A 20,725-nucleotide genomic window follows, 5' to 3' on the forward strand; every position below is an offset into this window, starting at 1 on the left:
CGGAACCTTTCGGTTCCGCAAACATCACTTAATTAAGCTTTTTTACCGGCTTTTTTGTGGTGTTTTTTAGCGGCCTGAGCTTTCTGCACTGGCGCTTTTTTGTGGTGTTTTTTAGCAGCCTGGGCTTTCTGAGCTGGCGCTTTTTTGTGGTGCTTTTTAGCGGCCTGAGCTTTCTGGGCTGGCGCTTTTTTGTGGTGCTTAGCTTTCTTGTGGTGCGTTGCTTTAGCTGGTGCTTTTTCAGCAGCAGCCGCTGGCGCAGCGGTAGTGGTGGTCGCAGCTGGCGCGGTGGTGGTAGCCGGAGCAGTAGCTGCAGTATCAGCAGCGAAAGCAACAGAAGACAGACCCATAGTGGCAGCAACGATCAGCGCTAATACTTTTTTCATCTTTAAATCCTCAGAGTGTTGTTTCGGTAAGCTCCGGTGGAGCCGTTGAAACAGATACTAGTGGAATCAAACTGCCGTTTCCGTGAGTGATTGGTTTCGCCGAGTAACCAAATGTACAACGTTTGTGAACGGCGCTTGTGAACCGCATCGGCGGGTATATGCTGAAGGAAGACGCCCCTCGTACAGGCTCGCTCACGCTATGAAAACCGTCTCGCTGAAACACGCGCCGGGCTGCTACGCCGGTCTGGCCCTCGCCGGTCTGCTGCTGCTGACGCTGCTCTACCTGTTCGTGCGGCACTGGGCCGAGTTTGTGCAGTATTGCATCAACTTCCAGATTTACATGCACCGCTATCTGGTGCTCTATCTGCTGCAGCAGCGCAACCAGCAATACAGCGGCGGGCTAATGCTGACGCTGGCCAGTTTCGCTTACGGCTTCCTGCACTCCATCGGCCCTGGCCACGGCAAGTTCGTCATCACCACTTATCTGGCCACTCACCGCGAACGGCTGAACGCCAGCCGGGCGATCACCCTGCTGGGCAGCCTGATGCAAGGCGTGGTCGCCATTGTGTTCGTGATGGTGCTGGCGGTGGCGCTCAACCTGTCGATGGGCGATCTCAGCCTCAGCCGTTATTGGGTGGAAAAAGGCAGCGCGGTCTTCATCGCCGCCTTCGGCCTGATGGTGATCCTGCGCGCCAGCGGCTGGCGCTGGCGTCGGCGCCGCGCGCCGGTCATTCAGGCGCTGCACCCAGCGGACCACGCGCATAGCGCGGCGTGCGAGTGCGACCACCGGCATCAGCCCGGCGCAGCCGAACTGACCGGCGGCTGGCGCAACGCGCTGTGGCTGATCGTCTCCATCGGTATTCGTCCATGCAGCGGCGCCATCCTGATTCTGGTGTTCGCCAACGCCATCGGCATGTTCACCTGGGGGGTGATCTCCGCCATGAGCATGGCGCTGGGCACCGGGCTGTCGATCATGATCCTCGCCACGCTGGTGCACCACGCGCGCGAGCGTTTTCTGGCCCATCAACCCGGCCTGACGGGCTACTATCTGGCACAGGCGTCGCGCATCGCCGTGATGCTCGGCGGCGTGATCCTGATCCTGTTCGCGCTGGTGCTGTTCAATTCGGTGATCCCGGTCAGCGCCAACGGCGATTTTATCGCCGCCGGCTGCTAACGCCGGTAAATCGTCGTTTTTTTGCGTGATCGGCCACATAAATCTCGGCATGGTCTACACTTAAAAGACATGTGTCGAAATGGAGAGCTGAATGTTTAAGAAAGCGGAAAGAACAGAACGCGATATCGATCAGGACGTCACTCTGTTGGCCGATACGCTGGATGAAGTGTTGCGCGAGTCCGGTGACAAGACCAAAGAGGAACTGAAAGAGCTGCACAGTAAGGCGAAAGGCGTGCTGCGCGACGCCCGGGCGCGGTTCAATGGCTCCACCAGTCTGACACAGCATGCGCGCGACGCGGTCGATCAAGCAGACAGCTATGTGCGTGACAAACCTTGGCAGGGCGTAGGGATCGGTGCCGCCGTCGGCATCGTGCTCGGCGTGCTGCTGGCCCGGCGTTAACACCCCTGCAGTCATAAAGATAAAACAGATGTGCGTCTGGCCCGCGGAAATCGCGGGCCGTTTAATTGAGGCGTTTGAACAGCTGCGACAGCCCCTGCACCGCCCGCTCCGTCTCCTCTTGCCGAGTGAAATTGGCGAACCCCAGCAGTAACCCCTGCCCCGCCGGATGATCGATTCGCCAGTCCGATAACGCCTGCACCGCCAACCCCTGTTGCCAGGCTTGCGCCGCCAACGGCGTATCCGCCACCCCGTCACGCAGCCGGGCCAACAGCTGAATGCCGCCCTGTTGCGGCACCGCCGTCAGCCACGTCCCCAGCTGCCGTTCCAGCGCCTGCGTCAGCCACTCACGCCGCTGGCGGTACAGCGGCCGCATGCGTTTCAGGTGGCGGTAGAAATGCCCTTGCCGGATAAAATTCGCCACGCCGGCCTGCAGCAGCGGCGGGCAGCCGCAGCCACGTAGCCGGCTGCTGCGCGCAAAGGCCTCCGTCAGGCCGGCGGGGACCACCAGGTAGGCCATGCGCAGCGCCGGGAACAGCGTTTTGCTGAAGGTGCCGGCGTACAGCACCCGCCCCTGAACATCGAGGCTTTTCAGCGGCGGCAATGGCCGCCCGTGATAGCGAAACTCGCTGTCGTAGTCATCTTCCAGGATCCAGGCCCTGCGCTGCTGCGCCCAGTCGAGCAGCGCCATGCGCCGCGCCAGGCTGAGCGTGACGCCGAGCGGGCTTTGATGGGTTGGCGTCACCACCGCCAGCCGCGCCTCAGGCGCCGTCAGCCTACCGGCGGCCACGTCCATGCCTTGTTCATCCACCGGCACGGCGATCGGCCTGACGCCGGCGGCCCGCAGCAGCGGGCGCGTGACCGGATAGCCGGGATCTTCGATCCATACCGCGTCGCCGGCGTGCAACAGCGTCTCCACCACCCAGTCCAACAGCGCCGGATAACCGGCGCAGAGGAAAACCTGCTCCGGCCTGCAGCTGATGCCGCGCGACAAATGCAGATAATGGGCGATCGCCTCACGCAGCTCAGGCAGGCCGCCGGCCGGCGGCAGCGCCAGGGAAGCCACCGTGGAACCGCGCAGCTGGCGGGCGACAATGCGCTGCCATAACGCCCGGGGAAACGCGTCCAGCGCCGGCACGCCCAGCTGGAAAGGCTGCAGCATGCCCTGCGGCTGCAGCGGATCGGGCGCCATCGCCACCAGCGGCGGCGCAGCGGATACCGCACCCGGCGGCACGTGCGGCAGCTGCGGCGAGACATAGGTGCCCGCCTGCCCACGGCTCTGCAAGAAACCTTCGGCAATAAGTTGCGCGTAGGCGCTTTCCACCGTGGCGCGCGCCACGCCCAGATCGCTCGCCAACCCGCGCACTGAGGGTAATCGGCTGCCCGCCGCCAGGCTGCCCTGGGCGATGGCGTCTTTAATCCGCAGGTAGATCTGCCGGTACAGCGGTTCCGCGAGCCGGTTGTCCAGCCGCAGCGAGGTCAGGAAAGATGGCATCATGGCCTGATTAAATAATCATTTTATGGCCCTATAGCATAGACCATAAGGCCGCTAAAGTAGCGGCATGATTTCGTTACTACCGATTGAGGTTGACCATGATTAAGCAACGTTTGAACTATGCCGAGCTGGCGCCCGCCCCGTACAAAAATATGGTAAGCGCGCTGATGGCGCTGGAGAAAGGTGCCCTGGACAAGGCGACCATCGAGTTGATGTTTATGCGCGTTTCGCAGATCAACGGCTGCGCCTACTGCCTGGATATGCACGGCAAAGCGCTGCGCGAAAGCGGCTTCAGCCATGCCAAGCTGGATACGCTGGCGGGCTGGCGCGTCAGCCATGAGTTCAGCGAGCGCGAACGCGCCGCGCTGGAATGGGCCGAGTCGGTGACGCTGATCGCCGCCACCGGCGCACCGGACAGCGCTTTCGAGGCGCTGAAGGCGCACTTCAGCGATACCGAGATCGCCGATCTGACCTTCGCCATCAGCATCATGAACGCCTTCAACCGGCTGGCCGTCAGCATGCGCCAGTAATGCGCTCGATTCCCCCTCTTCACTGAGAGGGGGAATTTCTCACCCGCAAAAATTTTTTCCCTCGCCTTTTCCAGCCCCGGCGCGGCCTGCGCCTCCAACCCGACAAAACACCATATATAGCGTGGTTGATAAAACAAATATCAACATATAGTATTTTATAGGTCAGCCGCAGGGAGTGTCGTTCGGTTGATAACGCCGTCAGAAACGCCAGGAACGATGCTCCGTTATCTGACTTGTCCGCCTTTCCTTCAGCCTAAAGGTAAATGCGAATCATGAGCATTATTATTTACAGTAAGCCGGACTGTGTCCAGTGCAACGCCACCTATCGCGCATTTGATAAACAGGGGATTGATTATCAGGTGATCGATCTCACCCAGGATCAGCAGGCGCTGAATCACGTTAAATCCTTAGGTTATCAGCAAGTTCCGGTGATTATCGCCGGTGACGATCACTGGTCCGGGTTCCGGCCGGACAAGATCGGCGCACTGGCGCTCACCTGCTGAGGCCCGCCGATGAATCCGCTGGTCTATTTCTCCAGCAGCTCGGAGAACACCCATCGGTTCGTTGAGAAACTGGGCCTGCCGGCGATCCGCATTCCGATCGCCGGAGCCCGCAGCAAATTGCTGATGGAACAACCCTATATCTTGATCGTGCCCAGCTATGGCGGCGGCAGCGCCGTCGGCGCGGTGCCGATCCAGGTCATCCGCTTTCTCAACGTTCCGCAAAACCGTTCATACCTGCGCGGCGTCATCGCCGCCGGGAACACCAACTTCGGCGCAGCGTACGGCATCGCCGGCGACATCATCGCCAAAAAATGCCAGGTGCCTTTTTTGTACCGCTTCGAGCTGCTCGGCACCGCGCAAGACGTTGAAAACGTTCGACAGGGAGTAACCGCATTTTGGCAACGACAGAACTGACCAGGCCCGAGACGGGCGCGCTGGATTACCATTCGCTCAACGCGATGCTCAATCTTTACGATGCGGAAGGCCGGATCCAGTTCGATAAAGATCGGCTGGCGGCGCGGCACTACTTCCTGCAGCACGTCAACCAAAACACCGTGTTCTTCCATAACCTGGAGGAAAAGCTGCGCTATCTGGTGGAGGAAGGCTACTACGAGCCGCAGGTGCTGGCGCAGTACGAATTCCCGTTTATCAAGCAGCTGTTCCAGCAGGCCTACGCCAAAAAATTCCGCTTCGAGACCTTCCTCGGCGCCTTCAAGTACTACACCAGCTATACGCTGAAAACCTTCGACGGCAAACGCTATCTGGAGCGCTACGAAGATCGGGTATGCATGGTGGCGCTGACGCTGGCGGCGGGCGACACCGGGCTGGCGCAGGATCTGGTGGAGGAGATGATTTCCGGCCGCTTCCAGCCGGCCACCCCAACCTTCCTCAACTGCGGCAAACGCCAGCGCGGCGAGCTGGTCTCCTGCTTCCTGCTGCGTATCGAAGACAATATGGAATCGATCGGGCGGGCGGTGAACTCCGCGCTGCAGCTGTCGAAACGCGGCGGCGGCGTGGCCTTCCTGCTGAGCAATATTCGCGAGGTGGGCGCGCCAATCAAGCGCATCGAGAACCAGTCCTCCGGCGTCATTCCGATCATGAAAATGCTCGAAGACGCCTTCTCCTACGCCAACCAGCTCGGCGCGCGCCAGGGGGCCGGCGCGGTGTATCTCAATGCCCACCACCCGGACATTCTGCGTTTCCTCGACACCAAACGGGAAAACGCCGACGAGAAGATCCGCATCAAAACGCTGTCGCTGGGGGTGGTGATCCCGGATATCACCTTCGAGCTGGCGAAGAACAACGAAGAGATGTACCTGTTTTCGCCCTACGACGTCGAACGGGTGTATGGCGTGCCGTTTTCGGAGATTGCCGTCAGCGAGAAGTACCGCGAGATGGTGGACGACAAGCGCATCCGCAAGTCGCGCATCAACGCGCGCGAGTTCTTCCAGGTGCTGGCGGAGATCCAGTTCGAATCCGGCTACCCGTACGTGATGTTCGAGGACACCGTCAACCGGGAGAACCCGATCGCCGGGCGCATCAACATGAGCAACCTGTGTTCGGAGATCCTGCAGGTCAACCGCGCCAGCACGTATCACGAGGATCTGAGCTACGATCGCATCGGCAAGGACATCTCCTGCAACCTCGGCTCGCTGAACATCGCCAAAACCATGGACGCGCCGGACTTCGGCAAGGCGATCGAGACCGCGATCCGCGCGCTGACCGCGGTGGCCGACATGAGCGATATCCGCTCGGTGCCGTCGATCGCCGAGGGCAACCGCAGCGCCCGCGCCATCGGCCTGGGCCAGATGAACCTGCACGGTTACCTGGCGCGCGAGCGCATTTTCTACGGCTCGGAAGAAGGCATCGACTTCACCAACCTCTATTTCTATACCGTGGCCTATCACGCCATTCGCGCCTCGAACCGGCTGGCGATCGAGCGCGGCGGCGCCTTCGACGGTTTTGAACACTCCCGCTATGCCAGCGGCGAGTACTTCGACAAGTACACCGAACGCGACTGGCTGCCGCAAACCGAGCGGGTACGCGAGCTATTCGCCGCCGCCGGCATCGCCATTCCGGGCCGCGACGAGTGGCGCGCGCTGCGCCAGTCGGTGATGCTGCACGGGCTGTACAATCAGAACCTGCAGGCGGTGCCGCCGACCGGTTCCATCTCGTACATCAACAACGCCACCTCCAGCATCCACCCGATCGTCTCACGCATCGAGATCCGCAAGGAAGGCAAGATCGGCCGCGTTTACTACCCGGCGCCCTACATGACCAACGACAACCTGGCGTATTACCAGGATGCCTACGAGATTGGCCCGGAAAAAATCATCGATACCTACGCCGCCGCCACGCAGCACGTCGATCAGGGGCTGTCGCTGACGCTGTTCTTCCGCGATACGGCCACCACCCGCGATATCAACCGCGCGCAGATCTACGCCTGGCGCAAAGGCATCAAGACCATTTACTACATCCGCCTGCGCCAGATGGCGCTGGAAGGCACCGAGGTGCAGGGCTGCGTGTCCTGCTCGCTGTGAGGCAACTTATGACGACCCTAACATCGGCGCCGCTGGTGCGCGCCATCAACTGGAACATCATCGAAGACGACAAGGATCTGGAGGTATGGAACCGCCTGACCTCCAACTTCTGGCTGCCGGAGAAGGTGCCGCTGTCCAACGATATCCCCTCCTGGGCCACGCTGACGCCGAAGGAGCAGCAGCTGACCATTCGGGTGTTTACCGGGCTGACGCTGCTGGACACCATCCAGAACACCGTCGGCGCGCCGGCCCTGATCGCCGATGCGCTGACGCCGCACGAAGAGGCAGTGTACTCCAACATCAGCTTTATGGAGGCGGTACACGCCCGCTCGTACAGCTCAATCTTCTCCACCCTGTGCCAAACGCCGGACGTGGACGACGCCTACCGCTGGAGCGAGGAAAACCGCGCGCTGCAGAAAAAGGCCGGCATCATTCTGGCCCACTACCGCAGCGACGATCCGCTGTTGAAGAAGGTTGCCAGCGTGTTCCTCGAGTCGTTCCTGTTCTATTCGGGCTTTTATCTGCCGATGTACTGGTCGAGCCGCGCCAAGCTGACCAATACCGCCGATCTGATCCGCCTGATCATCCGCGACGAGGCGGTGCACGGCTACTACATCGGCTATAAGTTCCAGAAAGGGCTGGAGAAAGTGGACGCCGCGCGGCGCCGGCAGGTGAAAAACTTTGCCTTCGACCTGATGCAGGATTTGTACGACAACGAGGTGCGCTACACCGAGGAGCTGTACGACGGCGTCGGCTGGACGGAAGACGTGAAAACCTTCCTGCACTACAACGCCAACAAGGCGCTGATGAATCTGGGATATGAAGCGCTGTTCCCACCGGCGATGGCGGAGGTCAACCCGGCTATCCTATCGGCATTGTCGCCGAACGCCGATGAAAACCACGACTTCTTCTCCGGCTCCGGTTCGTCTTACGTCATCGGCAAGGCGGTCAACACCGAGGATGAGGACTGGGATTTCTGAGGACATGACAACGATACCGGTCTTTCAGGCCGGTATCGTGCATTTAATACCCTTGTTCTTTCTGACTACGGATCGCCAGAACAAACGCCGTATCGATATCAGGGATATATTTGTAGAGCGCCAAATAACCGCGAGCCTGCTGCCCAATAATTAATTCACGCATTCCTGCGCCAAGGGCTCGTCCGAGCAATGGATTATGTTCCAATACCGCAATCGCCTGGATGATTTCCTGAATGCGTCGCCCTGAATCCGCGGCACCATACTGAGCCAAATGAGCGAGAATACGTTCGATATCATCCCTGACCTCTGGCGCCAACTCGACATTTGCCATCAGCGCCCCAATTTTTTAACCGGAGGTTTAACCGCTTCGGTGTTACCCGCTGCGTAGTTTTCCAAATAACCGCGCATCTCTTTCCAAGAGACAGTCTCTCCCGTCGCAATTATCTTGGCATAGCGTTTTTCCGCTTCATTCTCAAAGCCGCGGCGCAACTCTTCTTGCTGCGTTTTCTCCGCTATTGCCTGCAAAATAAAGCTGTGAGACGTCACGCCAGCCTGCTCGGCGACGGCGGCGACTCGGGCTTTAAGCTCATCTGGAATACGGATGGTCGTCGTCGACATAATCGCTCCCAACGTCGGTCAATCACATGTAGCTCAATTGTGCTACATGGAGTCTGGCAGCGCAATGATGCTGGGGATTATTTCACCCACTGACGCAGCTCAAGCCGCCGCCAAATAGCTCGTTTCTCCGCGTCGCTGGCGGTCGGCCAGGCGGCGATCTCCGCCCGCGTGCGCCGACATCCCCGGCACCGCTGGGTTTCGTCGTCGATGCGGCACAGGCTGACGCAGGGCGATCTCACGCCGTGCTGGAATTGCTGATTGTCGCCCGCCATAAACCGCCCTTGATGTGATGTGTGCCGCCACAGGATACCCGATCCTGCGGCGGCGCGTCGTCAATCAGATGATGCCGCCGTTGGCGCGCAGGGTTTGGCCGTTGATCCAGCCGCCGTCGTTCCCGGCGAGGAAGGCCACCGCCGCGGCGATATCTTCCGGCGTGCCCAGGCGCTCCAGCGGCGCCATCTTCGCCAGCCGCTCGATAAGCTCCGGGGTTTTACCGTCGAGGAACAGCCCGGTCGCGGTCGGCCCCGGCGCAACGGCGTTCACCGTGATATTGCGGCCGCGCAGCTCTTTTGCCAGCACGCTGGTCAGCGCCTCGATCGCCGCCTTGCTGGCGGCATACATGCCGTACCCCGGCTGCAGCAGCCCCACCACGCTGGAGGAGAAGTTGATGATGCGGCCGTTGTCGCGCAGGCGCTTCGCCGCCTCGCGCATCGTGTTGAAACTGCCTTTCAGGTTGATGTCGATCAGGCGATCCGCGTCTTCATCGCGCATGTCCGCCACCGGTGCCAGCGCCATCACCCCGGCGTTGTTGACCAGCACGTCGACGCCGCCAAACGCCTGTTCGGCGCTGTCGAACAATCGGGAAACCGCTGCCGCATCGCTGACGTCGGCTTTGGCGCCGAGCGCGCGGCCGCCCGCCTGTTCTATCTTGCGCACCAGTTCATCGGCCGGCGCCGGGTTGCCTGAATAGTTGATGATGACGGTAAAACCGTCGGCGGCCAGACGCTCGGCGATGGCGGCGCCGATGCCGCGCGATGCGCCGGTGACGATGGCGACGCGTTGAGTGGCGTGCTGCATAAGTCTCTCCTCCTGGGTCAGTGAGTTGTCATCATGCACCTTTCGGCACGGCGAATAATCCCCTATTCTTCGTTATCACTATCCGAAATAAACGAACAATTATGGACAGAATCGACGCCATGCGCCTGTTCACCCGCGTGGTAGAACAACGCAGCTTTACCCAGGCGGCGCAGGATCTGAACCTGCCGCGCTCCACCGTGACCGACGCCATCAAACAGCTCGAAGCCCGGCTGCAGGTCAGGCTGCTGCAGCGCACCACCCGCCACGTCAGCCCGACGCTGGACGGCGAAGCCTACTATCAGCGCTGTCTGAGCATTCTGGCGGACATCGAAGAGGCGGAGATGGCGTTCGCCGGCGCCAAACCGCGCGGGCTGCTGCGCATCGAGGTGCACGGCACGCTGGCGCGCCATTTTCTGTTGCCCGACTTGCCTGATTTTTTGGCGCAATACCCGGATATCGAGCTCTATATGAGCGAAGGCGATCGGCTGGTGGACGCGCTGCGGGAAGGCATCGACTGCGTGGTGCGCGTCGGCAAACTGCGGGACAGCGACATGGTGGCGCGCCGCCTGGGCGAGCTGGAAGAGGTGACCTGTGCCGCCCCGGCCTACCTGCAGCGCTTCGGCACGCCGCAAAGCCTGGACGACCTGCGCCATCATCGCATGGTGGGTTTTCGCTCTTCGGCGACCGGCGCGCTGATGCCGCTGGCGTTCACGGTGGCGGGGCAAGCGCAGCCCATCACGCTGCCGGCGACGGTGTCGGTCAGCGCGGCGGAGAGCCTGGTCGCCGCCGCCCGCGCCGGGTTGGGCATCATTCAGGTGCCGCGCTATCACCTGCGCGGCGATCTGGCAGACGGCAGCCTGTTGCCGCTGCTGCCGGATTGGCCTTCTCCGCCGATGCCGGTCTCGCTGCTTTATCCGCGCAACCGCCAGCTCTCGCCGCGGGTGCGCGTGTTTCTCGATTGGTTCAGCCGGGTATTCGCCGAACGCAACCGGTAGCGACCGAGTGTGTTACAGCGCGCCGTAATTCAGCGGCACCCAGCTGTACCCTTCGCCCTGGCGGTTCAAGTAGCCCAACCCTGGGAACGACAGGTGCGCGCCGCCCACCAGCTCGCTCTGCCGCGCGCTGTCGCCGAACACCCGCAGCCGTTGAGCGACCGCCGCCTTGGCGTCGCTGTCAAAACTGATAGCCACCTTCGGATGCGGCATCTGCACCGCCGCTACGTGGATCAAATCCCCCAGCAACAGCAGCTTTTTGCCCTGGCTCGTCACCTGATAGACGCTGTGGCCCGGCGTATGCCCGTGGGCGGCAAAGGCGGCGATGCCCGGCGAAAGCTCGCCGTCGCCGTTGAATGGCTTAAAGTGCCCGGCCGCCTGATAAGGCTTGATCGCCGCCTGGGCTCTTTCGAAGTTGCTTTTATTTTCCGCGTTGGCCCGTTTCAGCTGGTCGGCGCTCAGCCAGAAGTCCGCGTCCTGGCTGGCGGCGCGCACCACCGCATTGGGGAATACCGCCTTGCCGTCGTGCGTCAGGCCGCCGAGGTGATCCGGGTGCATGTGGGTCAGGTAGATCTCATCTACCTGCTCCGGTTGGTAGCCCGCCGCGCGCAGGTTATCCACCAGCTTGCCCAGGCCGTCGCCCAGCAGCTGGCCGGCGCCGCTGTCGATCATCACCAGCTTGTCGCCGGTATTGATCAGATAGGCATTGACCGAGGTGACCACCGGCAGGCTTTGATGCCGCTCGGCCAACCCGGTGGCGATCTGCTGCGGCGTGGTGTTGAGCAACAGCTTGTCCGCCGGCAGGCGAATGACGCCGTCGGACAACGCGGTCACTTCAAAGCCGCCCAGCATGATGCGGTAAAATCCCGGCGTCGGGGTTTTGGCCTGCGGCGCGGCGGCCCCGGCCTGTAATGACATAACGGCCAGCGCCGCGCCCATCAGACAACGTTTCCAGAACATGATGACTCCTTGCGAGAATTGGACAGCGCTAAGTATTGACGCAAAAGGCCCGATGCGCCTGTTTAATAAATGCCTTTGATAAATATATAAATAATATATTTATTATGAATAATTTTGTTTGCCGAGCCACACAACCCCAATCCATATTTTCTCGCTCGCCACTTGGTTATTTTTCTTACTCCCTAAACCAAGAGTGAGGAAATATCATGAACTATCAATTCGAAAATCTGGTCTTTGAAGGCGGCGGCGTAAAAGGCATCGCCTATGGCGGCGCGCTGGAATTGCTGGAAGCCAAAGGCATCATGCCGCAGATCAAGCAAACCTCCGGCGCCTCGGCGGGCGCCATCGCCGCGCTGCTGGTCGGCCTGGGCTGCAGCTCGGCGGACGTCACCAAAATTCTGTCGGCGATGGATTTTAAAAAATTCCTTGATTATAACGGCGGCTTTTTCGGTACGCTCCAGGACGCCTACCGCCTGTTCAATCAATACGGCATCGCGCCCGGCGATTATTTCTATCAATGGTCGCGCGATATTATCAAGCAATATACCGGCAAGCCGGATATTACCTTCGAGCAGTTCGAAGCGATGAAAGCGGCGAAAGGGTTCAAGTCGATTTACTTTATCGGCGCCAACCTCAACAGCGGCCAGCGCGAGGTCTATTCGCATCGCACCACGCCGCGCATGAAAGTGGCGGACGGCCTGCGCATTTCGATGTCGTTCCCGTTCGCCTTCGTGGCGAAGAACAATACCCTGGGCGATCTGTGCATCGACGGCGGCATGATCGACAACTACCCGGTGCGGCTGTTCGACTATGACTTTTCCGCCACGCCGCCTTATATCGACAGTTCCAGCCAGCGCATCAATACCCGCACCCTGGGCCTTCGCCTGGACTCCGCCGGCGAAATCGCCCAGGCCGCCGGGCAGGCCGGCCCGCGCACGCCGGTCAACAACCTGTTTGATTTCACCCTGGCGGTGGCCAACGTGATGCTGGACATCCAAACCAAGGTGCACCTGGACAGCGACGACTGGAAGCGCACCGTGTATGTCGACACGCTTGACGTCAACACGTTGGATTTCAACATCAGCGAAGAGAAGAAACGCGCGCTGATCGAATCCGGCCGCCGCGGCGTAGAGCGCTACTTCGCCTGGTACGACGCCGCCATGAAACAGGCAGCGTAACCGGTATTATCCCTGCCCGCGCGTACGGCCGGCGCGCGGGCAAAAAAAATCCCCGCGGGGGCGGGGAAAGGCAAAGTAACGCTAAGGATTTATAGGAGTTATACGAAGAACTTGGCCAACACCAGCAGCGACAGCGAGACGTTGATAGCGCCCCCGATACGCGTCGCGATTTGGGCGAACGGCATCAGCGACATGCGGTTGCCGGCGGTGAGGATAGCGACGTCGCCGGTACCGCCCTGCCCACTCTGGCAGCAGGAGACGATCGCCACGTCGATAGGGTGCATGCCGATTTTCTTGCCAACGAAGAAACCGGTCGCCACCAGCGCGCTGACGGTTGTGACGATCACGATCAGATTCTGTACGGTGAACGCGTCCACCAGCTCCTGCCACGGCGTGATGGCCACGCCGACCGCGAACAGGATCGGATAAGTCACGGCGGTGCGGAAGAATTTGTACACCACCTGCGAGCCTTCCTGAATGCGCGGCGACACCCCGTGCGCCAGCTTCACCGCCACGGCGGCGAACAGCATGCCCACCGGCGCCGGCAGACCGATCAGGCGGTGCAGCAGCATGCCTACCATATACAGCAGGATGGCCAGCAGCGCGCCGCAGGCGATGGTGCTGACGTCCACCTTGCCGCTGATTTTTTCCACCGCGTTCATGTCGCTGTCGCCCTGCTTGCTCGGCATCAGGCTGCCTTCGCCGGTCAGGTGCGGATAACGCTTGCCCAGTTGGTTGAGCAGGCCGGCGATGACGATGGCAGTCAGGCTGCCGAGCATCACGATCGGCAGAATGCGCCCCAACGCCACGCCCTGCTCCATGTGCAGGATCGCCGCGTAGCCCATCGACAGCGGGATCGCCCCTTCACCCACGCCGCCGGCCATGATCGGCAGGATCAGGAAGAAGAAGATCTGGAACGGCTCCAGGCCCAGCGCCATGCCGACGCCCATCCCCACCAGCATGCCGACGATCTCGCCGCACAGCATCGGAATGAAGATGCGCAGGAAGCCCTGGATCAGCACCTGGCGGTTCATGCTCATGATGCTGCCGACAATGATGCAGCAGATGTAGAGATAAAGAATGTTGGTCGATTTGTAGAACTTGGTGGTCGACTCCACCACCACGTCCGGCAGCAGACCGTAGTGCACCAGCGCGGAAGGAATGAAGGTGGCGCAGATCGCCGCCGCGCCCATTTTGCCGATCAGCGGCAGGCGCTTGCCGAATTCGCCGCAGGCGAAACCGAAGAACGCCAGGGTGGCCACCATCACCACGATATCGCTCGGCAATTTGCCTTCCAGGCAGTCGAGCAGAATCAATACGCCGGCCAGAATAAAGAACGGTAACGGAATAATCCCTACTTTATAATTGTCCAGTATCCGCCACCATTTCTCACGCAGAGAAATATCGGCGGCCTTGTCTTTGGCTACGAGGTAAGAATCATCTGTTGTGCTCATAATCTGGCCTCTTATTAGTTTGTTCAGCCATCATAGAGAAGCGCACGGATTATCTGCTGTGATTATGTTCAAAGTTAAAAAGGGTTTTTAATGGTGGTTATGGTTTCTATGGAGTTAATTAAGATTATGTAAAAATCAGCGTGGTTTTAATGGTGTTAATACCGCTTTTATTTTAAAGCTTATCAACTTTATCGCAGACGAACAATTCTCGTCCGGTTCACTCTAATCCCGTGTGAGGGATCACAAGTTGATCGGGCACAATATTACAGACCCCGCTTCTCGTGATAGGGTAAGGCTTCAGGATCTCTTTACGGTGAAGCACCGCCATGCGCCTCAAACTCTCATTTCAAATCAAGCTGTTTCTGTGCCTGGTGGCCTTCTCCTGCCTGCTGCTGACCTGTATCGGCGCCTATACCTATTACCAGCTGGATGCGCAGCTGCACCGCGATCTCGGCGCCCGCGCCCAGGTACAGGCGCGGGAAATCGCCCTCATTCCTTCGCTGGTGGACGCAGTGGAGAACAACGACGCCGCCCGGATCGCCGCGCTGATGAAAAAAATCCGCGCCAGCAGCGACGCCAGTTATATCGTCATCGGCGATAATCATGCCCGCCACCTTTATCATTCCGAATATGAAGGCCGCCTGGGCACGCCGATGATCGGCGGCGATAATAAAGAGGTGCTGGAAGGAAAAAGCATTATTTCCATTCGCAAGGGCGGCATTGGCGTTTCATTGCGCAGCAAGGCGCCGATCGTGGATGAAAATAATCGCGTGATCGGCATCGTTTCCGTCGGCTATTTGAAATCGCATATCGATAATTTAAATGCCAGGACGTTGACGCAAATTATCGGCTCTATCGTCCTGCTGCTGATCGCCCTGTTCGTCTTTTCCTGGCTGCTGTCGAAAAATCTCAAGCGCCAGATGTTCTGGCTGGAGCCGAAAGAGATCGCGCTATTGGTGCGCCAGCAAAAAGCGCTGCTGGAAGCCATCTATGAAGGGGTGATCGCCATCGATCCGCAGATGCGGATCATCACCATCAACCATGCGGCGCGCGAGCTGCTGGATCTGCACCAGCCCGCCGCCGGCTTGCTGGGCCGGCCGATCGGCGACGTGATCCAGGCGCAGCCGAACTTCTTCGCCGCCGCGCAGCTGGGCCAGGATACGCATGACGAGGTGTGCCGCTTCAACCACGTGCGGGTGATCGCCAGCCGGGTGCGCATCATGCAGGAACAGGAGCTGCAAGGCTGGGTGATCAGCTTCCGCGACAAGAACGATATCAATACCCTGAGCAGCCAGCTCAGCCAGGTGAAACGCTATGCCGACAACCTGCGCATCATGCGCCACGAGCAGCTGAACTGGACCGCCACGCTGGCCGGGCTGCTGCATATGCAGCGCTACGACGAGGCCATCCGCTACGTGGAGGCCCAGTCGGAGGGCGCGCAGGAAATCCTCGATTTCATCTCGCAGCGCTTCAGCTCGGCGGCGCTGTGCGGCCTGCTGCTGGGCAAATACTCCAGCGCCAGAGAAAAAGGCATCGAGCTGCGCTTCGATCCGGCCTGCCAGCTGCGGCAGATCCCGGCGGCGCTGAATGAGACCGAACTGATGTCGATCGTCGGCAACCTGTTGGATAATGCCGTGGAGGCGACGCTGCACTACCCGGCCCCGCACGAAGCGATCGAGCTTTATATCAGCGACGGCAGCGACGAGTTGGTGATCGAGGTGGCGGATCGCGGCACCGGCATCGCCGAGGAGATTCGTGATACGCTGTTTGAACAGGGCGTCACCACCAAAGCGGATAAAAGCGACCACGGCATCGGCCTGCATCTGGTCGCCAGCCACGTGGCGCAGGCGCACGGCAGCATAGAAGTGTCGGACAACGAGCCGCACGGCGCGATATTCTCTATATTTATCCCTAAATAAAACCCATAACCCGATTTTTTGAGCACCCGATTATGTCACACCAAGCACTGGACGTTCTGATCGTGGAAGACGAGCCGCAACTGGCGACGCTGCACGCGGAGTTCATCGAGAAAAATTTCAACCTGCGGGTGGTGGCTTACGCCGCCACGCTGGCCGAAGCGCGGGCCAAAGCCAATACGCATCAGCCGCGGCTGATCCTGCTGGATAACTTCCTGCCGGACGGCCAGGGCATCGAGCTGATGGAAGAACCGGCGGTGAAGAACCCCGCCTGCTCGGTGATCTTCATCACCGCCGCCAGCGACATGCATACCTGCAGCCAGGCGATCCGCAACGGCGCCTTCGACTACATCATCAAGCCGGTGTCTTACAAGCGGCTGCGCAATTCGCTCGAACGCTTCATGCAGTTTGTGCAGACCCAGCGCACCTTCAAGATCATCGATCAGGACAACGTCGATGCGCTGTACAACCTGCAGTCGAAGCAGTTCTCCAGCGAGCCGAGCGCCAAAGGCATCGAAACCAATACCCTCGAGCTGGTACAGGCGCTGTTTATCGCCCAGCCGGCGGTGGCGCATGCGGTGGAAGACGTGGTGGAGCAGGTCGGCATCAGCAAGACCACCGCCCGCCGTTATCTGGAATATTGCGTCGCCACCCAGTTCGTGCGGGTGGAGATGCTGTACGGCAATATCGGCCATCCGCGGCGGCTATATCGCAAGGCCTGAGGCTGCCATCTGGCTGTCATATTACGGCGATAACATAGCGCCCGACGATATCCCCCTCGATATCGGCACCTGTCGTTAAAACTGATGAAATACTGATGACTTTTGCCCGGCCTCTGGTCGGGTTTTTTATTATCCGAACGGCAGACGCAGAAGCGAAATATCTCCCCTGCTTCACGCCGCGTTATTTCCCCCAAAACCAATCCATTATGGCGAATAACGGCCGTCAATTTTGAGTCATGGGCCAAACTACCATAACTAATTAAAACCTTGATGTAAACCACTAATATCCCATTTAAACGACATTCAGGGTTGTCTCAGATATTCACTGTGTTAGGGTAAAAAGCTCTTTTATTTTGCTAAGGACAGCTCATATCGCTTTAATTAAACCAGAGGAAACAGCAAATTGCATGGCAATTAAACTTGAAGTAAAGAACCTGTATAAGATATTTGGCGAACACCCGGAACGCGCATTCAAACTGCTGGATAAAGGTCTGACAAAAGATCGGCTGTTTGAAAAAACCGGCTTATCGCTCGGCGTAAAAGACGCCACTCTGGCCATTGAAGAAGGCGAGATATTTGTCATCATGGGGCTCTCCGGTTCCGGCAAGTCCACCCTGGTACGCCTTCTCAATCGTCTGATAGAACCCACCCGCGGTCAGGTACTGATCGACGGTGAGGACATCGCCAAAATATCCGAAACCGCGCTGCGTACCGTGCGGCGAAATAAGATCAGCATGGTATTTCAGTCATTCGCGCTAATGCCGCACATGAATGTCCTGAATAATACCGCCTTCGGTATGGAATTAGCCGGCATACCGCTGCAGGAGCGCCAGGAAAAAGCGCTGGATGCCCTGCGCCAGGTCGGGCTGGAGAATTATGCGCTGTCTTATCCGGATGAATTATCCGGCGGTATGCGCCAGCGCGTGGGATTAGCCCGCGCCCTGGCCAATAACCCGGATATATTATTGATGGACGAAGCCTTCTCGGCGCTCGATCCGTTAATTCGTACCGAAATGCAGGATGAGCTGGTGAAATTACAGGCCCAGCATCAACGCACCATCGTGTTTATTTCCCACGATCTGGACGAAGCGATGCGCATCGGCGATCGCATCGCCATCATGCAGGGCGGTGAGGTGATCCAGGTCGGTACGCCGGACGAGATCCTGAATAACCCGGCCAACGACTATGTGCGCACCTTCTTCCGCGGCGTGGACATCAGCCATGTGTTCAGCGCCAAGGATATCGCCCAACGGCGCCCGGTGACGCTGATCCGCAAAACCCCCGGTTTTGGCCCCCGTTCGGCGCTGCAGCTGCTGCGCGATGAGGACCGGGACTATGGTTATGTGGTTGAACGCGGGAAGAAATTTATCGGCGTAGTGTCGATAGAGTCGCTGAAAAAGGCGCTGTCCGCCAATCAAACGCTGGACGATGCCCTGCTCGAGGCCCCCGCCGCCGTGCCGGCCGACACGCCGCTCAGCGATCTGATCTCCCTGGTCGCCCAGGCGCCGTGCGCGGTGCCGGTGGTGTGCGAAGAACATAACTATCTCGGCATCATCTCCAAGGCCATGCTGCTGCAGGCGTTGGACAAGGAGGGCTCCCCCAATGAGTGATACCACGCAAACCCAAGATCCCTGGGCTACCGCACCGGCCGATGCCGGCGCCGCACCCACAAACGATGCCGCCGCCAACGCCGGCGACGCCTGGTCCAGCGCGCCGCCGCCGGCCGCCCATGACGCCGCCGCGTCAGGCGCCGATTGGCTCAGCGGCGCCCCGGCGCAGCCGGAACACTTCAGCCTGCTCGATCCGTTCCACAAAGCCTGGGTGCCGTTCGATACCTGGGTCACGCAAGGCATCGACTGGCTAGTGCTGCACTTCCGCCCGCTGTTCCAGGGCATCCGCGTGCCGGTCGACATGATCCTGAGCGGCTTCCAGCAGCTTCTGCTGGGCATGCCGGCGCCGATCGCCATTCTGGTGTTCTCGCTGCTCGCCTGGCAGGTCTCGGGCCTCGGCATGGGCGCCGCCACGCTGCTCTCCCTGGTTGCCATCGGCGCCATCGGCGCCTGGTCGCAGGCGATGGTCACGCTGGCGCTGGTGCTGACCGCGCTGTTCTTCTGCATTCTTATCGGCCTGCCGCTCGGCATCTGGCTGGCGCGCAGCAAGCACGCCGCCAAGGTGATAAGACCGCTGCTCGACGCCATGCAGACCACCCCGGCCTTCGTCTACCTGGTGCCGATCGTCATGCTGTTCGGCATCGGCAACGTGCCGGGCGTGGTGGTGACCATCATCTTCGCGCTGCCGCCGATCGTGCGCCTGACCATTCTGGGCATCAAGCAGGTGCCGGAGGATCTGATCGAGGCCGCCGAATCCTTCGGCGCCAGCCCGCGTCAGCTGCTGTTCAAGGTGCAGCTGCCGCTGGCGATGCCGACCATCATGGCCGGCGTGAACCAGACGCTGATGTTGGCGCTGTCGATGGTCGTCATTGCCTCGATGATCGCCGTCGGCGGTCTGGGCCAGATGGTGCTGCGCGGCATCGGCCGGCTGGACATGGGCCTGGCCGCCGTCGGCGGCGTCGGCATCGTGATCCTGGCGATCATTCTCGATCGCCTCACCCAATCGCTGGGGCGCGATCGCCGCAGCAAAGGCATCGGCCGCTGGTATCGCCGCGGCCCCATCGGGCTGCTGACTCGCCCGTTCATCAAACAGGCCTGACGCTTTTCCCGCCGGCGGCTGCGGCCCCGGCGGGCTATGACACCACCACATCGAAAAAAGGGGAAACACTATGCGCACTACGGGCATCTGGGCTCTCGCCCTGACGACGCTGATTGGCTCACAGAGCGTGAGCGCGGCAGATTTACCCGGCAAGGGGATCGCGGTACAGCCGGTGCAAAGCACCATTTCCGAAGAGACGTTCCAGACGCTGCTGGTCAGCAAGGCGCTGGAAAAATTGGGTTACGACGTGAAGGAACCGCGTGAAGTGGATTACAACGTCGCCTACACCTCGATCGCCTCCGGCGACGCGACCTTTATCGCGGTCAACTGGGATCCGCTGCACGCCGATCAGTACAAGGCCGCCGGCGGCGACGCCAAGTTCTACCGCGAAGGCGTCTACGTCAACGGCGCCGCGCAGGGCTACCTGATCGACAAGAAAACCGCCGAACAGTACCACATCACCAACGTCGAGCAGCTCAAGGATCCCAAGATCGCCAAGCTGTTCGACACCAACGGCGACGGCAAGGCCGATCTGACCGGCTGCACCCCGGGCTGGGGCTGCGAAGCGGTGATTAACCACCATATCAAGGCCTATGGCCTGAGCAATACCGTCGAACACAACCAGGGCAACTACGCGGCGATGATCGCCGACACCATCACCCGCTACAAAGAGGGCAAACCGGTGCTGTATTACACCTGGACGCCGTACTGGGTCAGCGATGTAATGGTGCCAGGGCGCGACGTGGTCTGGCTGCAGGTGCCGTTCTCCTCCCTGCCGGGCGAGCAAAAGAACGTCGACACCAAGCTGCCTAACGGCGCCAACTACGGCTTCCCGGTCAACACCATGCGCATCGCCGCCAACAAGCAGTGGGCCGAAGCCAATCCGGCGGCCGCCAAGCTGTTCGCCATCATGAAGCTGCCGATCGCCGACATCAACGCGCAAAACTTGCGCATGCATGAAGGCCAGGCTTCGGAAGCCGACATCCAGAACCACGTCAACGGTTGGATCAAGGCGCACCAGGCCACCTTCGACGGCTGGGTGAAAACCGCCGCCGAAGCGGCGAAGCCGTAACCGTTCAGGGGCGCCGCCTGTGCCG

General features: G+C 60.2%; 22 protein-coding genes. 14 read left to right on the top strand and 8 right to left on the bottom strand.

Annotation, left to right across the window (positions count from 1 at the left end; translation table 11 throughout):
- Nucleotides 1–32 precede the first annotated feature (32 nt).
- Nucleotides 33–383 carry an acid resistance repetitive basic protein Asr gene (gene asr, locus AC4PR2_RS20210; protein ID WP_004928953.1) on the bottom strand — a complete coding sequence of 117 codons (351 nt, stop codon included), beginning with the start codon at nucleotides 381–383 and terminating at the stop codon, nucleotides 33–35.
- A gap of 199 nt (nucleotides 384–582) precedes the next feature.
- Between asr and AC4PR2_RS20215 the strand changes: the two genes are divergently transcribed.
- Both AC4PR2_RS20215 and AC4PR2_RS20220 read left to right on the top strand, forming a co-directional pair.
- The gene (locus tag AC4PR2_RS20215) at nucleotides 583–1,557 is read left to right on the top strand and encodes a nickel/cobalt transporter (RefSeq protein ID WP_492175393.1); all 975 of its coding nucleotides are present in this window, start codon (nucleotides 583–585) and stop codon (nucleotides 1,555–1,557) included.
- 91 nt (nucleotides 1,558–1,648) lie between these two features.
- Nucleotides 1,649–1,957 (top strand): ElaB/YgaM/YqjD family protein, encoded by a 309-nt coding sequence (locus AC4PR2_RS20220; RefSeq protein WP_004928950.1) that lies wholly within the window; start codon nucleotides 1,649–1,651, stop codon nucleotides 1,955–1,957.
- Nucleotides 1,958–2,018: 61 nt separating this feature from the next.
- On the opposite strand, the gene pdxR is transcribed toward AC4PR2_RS20220, so the two are convergent.
- Entirely contained in the window at nucleotides 2,019–3,452 is a 1,434-nt protein-coding gene (gene pdxR, locus AC4PR2_RS20225; RefSeq protein WP_492175394.1) for a MocR-like pyridoxine biosynthesis transcription factor PdxR, read from the bottom strand.
- A 95-nt stretch (nucleotides 3,453–3,547) separates the two neighbouring features.
- Here pdxR and AC4PR2_RS20230 point away from each other — a divergent pair, with 95 nt between their 5' ends.
- From AC4PR2_RS20230 to nrdF, 5 genes are all read left to right on the top strand, one after another.
- Nucleotides 3,548–3,979, top strand: a complete 432-nt coding sequence (locus AC4PR2_RS20230; RefSeq protein ID WP_015378864.1) for a carboxymuconolactone decarboxylase family protein — start codon at nucleotides 3,548–3,550, stop codon at nucleotides 3,977–3,979.
- Nucleotides 3,980–4,251: 272 nt separating this feature from the next.
- Nucleotides 4,252–4,482 (top strand): glutaredoxin-like protein NrdH, encoded by a 231-nt coding sequence (nrdH, locus tag AC4PR2_RS20235; RefSeq protein ID WP_004928934.1) that lies wholly within the window; start codon nucleotides 4,252–4,254, stop codon nucleotides 4,480–4,482.
- A 9-nt stretch (nucleotides 4,483–4,491) separates the two neighbouring features.
- The gene (nrdI, locus tag AC4PR2_RS20240) at nucleotides 4,492–4,896 is read left to right on the top strand and encodes a class Ib ribonucleoside-diphosphate reductase assembly flavoprotein NrdI (RefSeq protein ID WP_015378865.1); all 405 of its coding nucleotides are present in this window, start codon (nucleotides 4,492–4,494) and stop codon (nucleotides 4,894–4,896) included.
- Entirely contained in the window at nucleotides 4,878–7,022 is a 2,145-nt protein-coding gene (gene nrdE, locus AC4PR2_RS20245; RefSeq protein ID WP_141960023.1) for a class 1b ribonucleoside-diphosphate reductase subunit alpha, read from the top strand. The genes nrdI and nrdE overlap by 19 nt, the downstream gene beginning before the upstream one ends.
- Before the next feature lie 8 nt (nucleotides 7,023–7,030).
- Nucleotides 7,031–8,002, top strand: coding sequence for a class 1b ribonucleoside-diphosphate reductase subunit beta (nrdF, locus tag AC4PR2_RS20250; protein ID WP_038872807.1), 972 nt, complete (start codon nucleotides 7,031–7,033; stop codon nucleotides 8,000–8,002).
- Nucleotides 8,003–8,045: 43 nt separating this feature from the next.
- Here nrdF and AC4PR2_RS20255 read toward each other — a convergent pair whose 3' ends face one another.
- The 4 genes from AC4PR2_RS20255 to AC4PR2_RS20270 all read right to left on the bottom strand — a co-directional run bounded on the left by AC4PR2_RS20255 (nucleotide 8,046) and on the right by AC4PR2_RS20270 (nucleotide 9,697).
- Nucleotides 8,046–8,333 carry a type II toxin-antitoxin system RelE/ParE family toxin gene (locus AC4PR2_RS20255; protein WP_443014577.1) on the bottom strand — a complete coding sequence of 96 codons (288 nt, stop codon included), beginning with the start codon at nucleotides 8,331–8,333 and terminating at the stop codon, nucleotides 8,046–8,048.
- A complete protein-coding gene (locus AC4PR2_RS20260; protein WP_107228094.1) occupies nucleotides 8,333–8,620 on the bottom strand; it encodes a CopG family ribbon-helix-helix protein in 288 nt (95 codons plus the stop codon). The genes AC4PR2_RS20255 and AC4PR2_RS20260 overlap by 1 nt, the downstream gene beginning before the upstream one ends.
- Before the next feature lie 77 nt (nucleotides 8,621–8,697).
- Entirely contained in the window at nucleotides 8,698–8,892 is a 195-nt protein-coding gene (locus AC4PR2_RS20265) for a DUF1289 domain-containing protein (RefSeq protein ID WP_342177804.1), read from the bottom strand.
- A 64-nt stretch (nucleotides 8,893–8,956) separates the two neighbouring features.
- The gene (locus AC4PR2_RS20270) at nucleotides 8,957–9,697 is read right to left on the bottom strand and encodes an SDR family oxidoreductase (protein WP_060425092.1); all 741 of its coding nucleotides are present in this window, start codon (nucleotides 9,695–9,697) and stop codon (nucleotides 8,957–8,959) included.
- Nucleotides 9,698–9,798: 101 nt separating this feature from the next.
- Here AC4PR2_RS20270 and AC4PR2_RS20275 point away from each other — a divergent pair, with 101 nt between their 5' ends.
- Nucleotides 9,799–10,692 (top strand): LysR family transcriptional regulator, encoded by an 894-nt coding sequence (locus AC4PR2_RS20275; RefSeq protein WP_048234590.1) that lies wholly within the window; start codon nucleotides 9,799–9,801, stop codon nucleotides 10,690–10,692.
- 12 nt (nucleotides 10,693–10,704) lie between these two features.
- Here AC4PR2_RS20275 and AC4PR2_RS20280 read toward each other — a convergent pair whose 3' ends face one another.
- Nucleotides 10,705–11,649 (bottom strand): MBL fold metallo-hydrolase, encoded by a 945-nt coding sequence (locus tag AC4PR2_RS20280; protein ID WP_337046911.1) that lies wholly within the window; start codon nucleotides 11,647–11,649, stop codon nucleotides 10,705–10,707.
- A gap of 206 nt (nucleotides 11,650–11,855) precedes the next feature.
- Here AC4PR2_RS20280 and AC4PR2_RS20285 point away from each other — a divergent pair, with 206 nt between their 5' ends.
- Nucleotides 11,856–12,827, top strand: a complete 972-nt coding sequence (locus AC4PR2_RS20285) for a patatin-like phospholipase family protein (RefSeq protein WP_070913747.1) — start codon at nucleotides 11,856–11,858, stop codon at nucleotides 12,825–12,827.
- 98 nt (nucleotides 12,828–12,925) lie between these two features.
- Here the strand turns inward: AC4PR2_RS20285 and AC4PR2_RS20290 are convergent, their stop codons facing one another.
- Complete coding sequence (locus AC4PR2_RS20290; protein ID WP_060441094.1) at nucleotides 12,926–14,281, bottom strand: 2-hydroxycarboxylate transporter family protein; 1,356 nt, start codon at nucleotides 14,279–14,281, stop codon at nucleotides 12,926–12,928.
- 326 nt (nucleotides 14,282–14,607) lie between these two features.
- Here AC4PR2_RS20290 and AC4PR2_RS20295 point away from each other — a divergent pair, with 326 nt between their 5' ends.
- From AC4PR2_RS20295 to proX, 5 genes are all read left to right on the top strand, one after another.
- Nucleotides 14,608–16,200, top strand: a complete 1,593-nt coding sequence (locus tag AC4PR2_RS20295; RefSeq protein ID WP_337046910.1) for an ATP-binding protein — start codon at nucleotides 14,608–14,610, stop codon at nucleotides 16,198–16,200.
- Nucleotides 16,201–16,232: 32 nt separating this feature from the next.
- Nucleotides 16,233–16,919: a response regulator gene (locus tag AC4PR2_RS20300; RefSeq protein WP_048234594.1), complete on the top strand. Its 687-nt coding sequence runs from the start codon at nucleotides 16,233–16,235 to the stop codon at nucleotides 16,917–16,919.
- Between the two features lie 407 nt (nucleotides 16,920–17,326).
- The gene (proV, locus tag AC4PR2_RS20305) at nucleotides 17,327–18,529 is read left to right on the top strand and encodes a glycine betaine/L-proline ABC transporter ATP-binding protein ProV (protein ID WP_492175395.1); all 1,203 of its coding nucleotides are present in this window, start codon (nucleotides 17,327–17,329) and stop codon (nucleotides 18,527–18,529) included.
- Complete coding sequence (gene proW / locus AC4PR2_RS20310; protein WP_337046909.1) at nucleotides 18,522–19,628, top strand: glycine betaine/L-proline ABC transporter permease ProW; 1,107 nt, start codon at nucleotides 18,522–18,524, stop codon at nucleotides 19,626–19,628. Before proV ends, proW begins: the two co-directional genes overlap by 8 nt.
- Before the next feature lie 70 nt (nucleotides 19,629–19,698).
- Nucleotides 19,699–20,700 carry a glycine betaine/L-proline ABC transporter substrate-binding protein ProX gene (proX, locus tag AC4PR2_RS20315; protein WP_033635697.1) on the top strand — a complete coding sequence of 334 codons (1,002 nt, stop codon included), beginning with the start codon at nucleotides 19,699–19,701 and terminating at the stop codon, nucleotides 20,698–20,700.
- Nucleotides 20,701–20,725 lie beyond the last annotated feature (25 nt).

This window comes from Serratia sp. A07, from assembly GCF_058725505.1.

Excerpts from the sequence above, each read along its gene's own strand:
- asr (WP_004928953.1), bottom strand. The coding sequence starts at position 383 with ATGAAAAAAGTATTAGCGCTGATCGTTGCTGCCACTATGGGTCTGTCT.
- AC4PR2_RS20215 (WP_492175393.1), top strand. The coding sequence starts at position 583 with ATGAAAACCGTCTCGCTGAAACACGCGCCGGGCTGCTACGCCGGTCTG.
- AC4PR2_RS20220 (WP_004928950.1), top strand. The coding sequence starts at position 1,649 with ATGTTTAAGAAAGCGGAAAGAACAGAACGCGATATCGATCAGGACGTC.
- pdxR (WP_492175394.1), bottom strand. The coding sequence starts at position 3,452 with ATGATGCCATCTTTCCTGACCTCGCTGCGGCTGGACAACCGGCTCGCG.
- AC4PR2_RS20230 (WP_015378864.1), top strand. The coding sequence starts at position 3,548 with ATGATTAAGCAACGTTTGAACTATGCCGAGCTGGCGCCCGCCCCGTAC.
- nrdH (WP_004928934.1), top strand. The coding sequence starts at position 4,252 with ATGAGCATTATTATTTACAGTAAGCCGGACTGTGTCCAGTGCAACGCC.
- nrdI (WP_015378865.1), top strand. The coding sequence starts at position 4,492 with ATGAATCCGCTGGTCTATTTCTCCAGCAGCTCGGAGAACACCCATCGG.
- nrdF (WP_038872807.1), top strand. The coding sequence starts at position 7,031 with ATGACGACCCTAACATCGGCGCCGCTGGTGCGCGCCATCAACTGGAAC.
- AC4PR2_RS20255 (WP_443014577.1), bottom strand. The coding sequence starts at position 8,333 with ATGGCAAATGTCGAGTTGGCGCCAGAGGTCAGGGATGATATCGAACGT.
- AC4PR2_RS20260 (WP_107228094.1), bottom strand. The coding sequence starts at position 8,620 with ATGTCGACGACGACCATCCGTATTCCAGATGAGCTTAAAGCCCGAGTC.
- AC4PR2_RS20265 (WP_342177804.1), bottom strand. The coding sequence starts at position 8,892 with ATGGCGGGCGACAATCAGCAATTCCAGCACGGCGTGAGATCGCCCTGC.
- AC4PR2_RS20270 (WP_060425092.1), bottom strand. The coding sequence starts at position 9,697 with ATGCAGCACGCCACTCAACGCGTCGCCATCGTCACCGGCGCATCGCGC.
- AC4PR2_RS20275 (WP_048234590.1), top strand. The coding sequence starts at position 9,799 with ATGGACAGAATCGACGCCATGCGCCTGTTCACCCGCGTGGTAGAACAA.
- AC4PR2_RS20280 (WP_337046911.1), bottom strand. The coding sequence starts at position 11,649 with ATGTTCTGGAAACGTTGTCTGATGGGCGCGGCGCTGGCCGTTATGTCA.
- AC4PR2_RS20285 (WP_070913747.1), top strand. The coding sequence starts at position 11,856 with ATGAACTATCAATTCGAAAATCTGGTCTTTGAAGGCGGCGGCGTAAAA.
- AC4PR2_RS20290 (WP_060441094.1), bottom strand. The coding sequence starts at position 14,281 with ATGAGCACAACAGATGATTCTTACCTCGTAGCCAAAGACAAGGCCGCC.
- AC4PR2_RS20295 (WP_337046910.1), top strand. The coding sequence starts at position 14,608 with ATGCGCCTCAAACTCTCATTTCAAATCAAGCTGTTTCTGTGCCTGGTG.
- AC4PR2_RS20300 (WP_048234594.1), top strand. The coding sequence starts at position 16,233 with ATGTCACACCAAGCACTGGACGTTCTGATCGTGGAAGACGAGCCGCAA.
- proV (WP_492175395.1), top strand. The coding sequence starts at position 17,327 with ATGGCAATTAAACTTGAAGTAAAGAACCTGTATAAGATATTTGGCGAA.
- proW (WP_337046909.1), top strand. The coding sequence starts at position 18,522 with ATGAGTGATACCACGCAAACCCAAGATCCCTGGGCTACCGCACCGGCC.
- proX (WP_033635697.1), top strand. The coding sequence starts at position 19,699 with ATGCGCACTACGGGCATCTGGGCTCTCGCCCTGACGACGCTGATTGGC.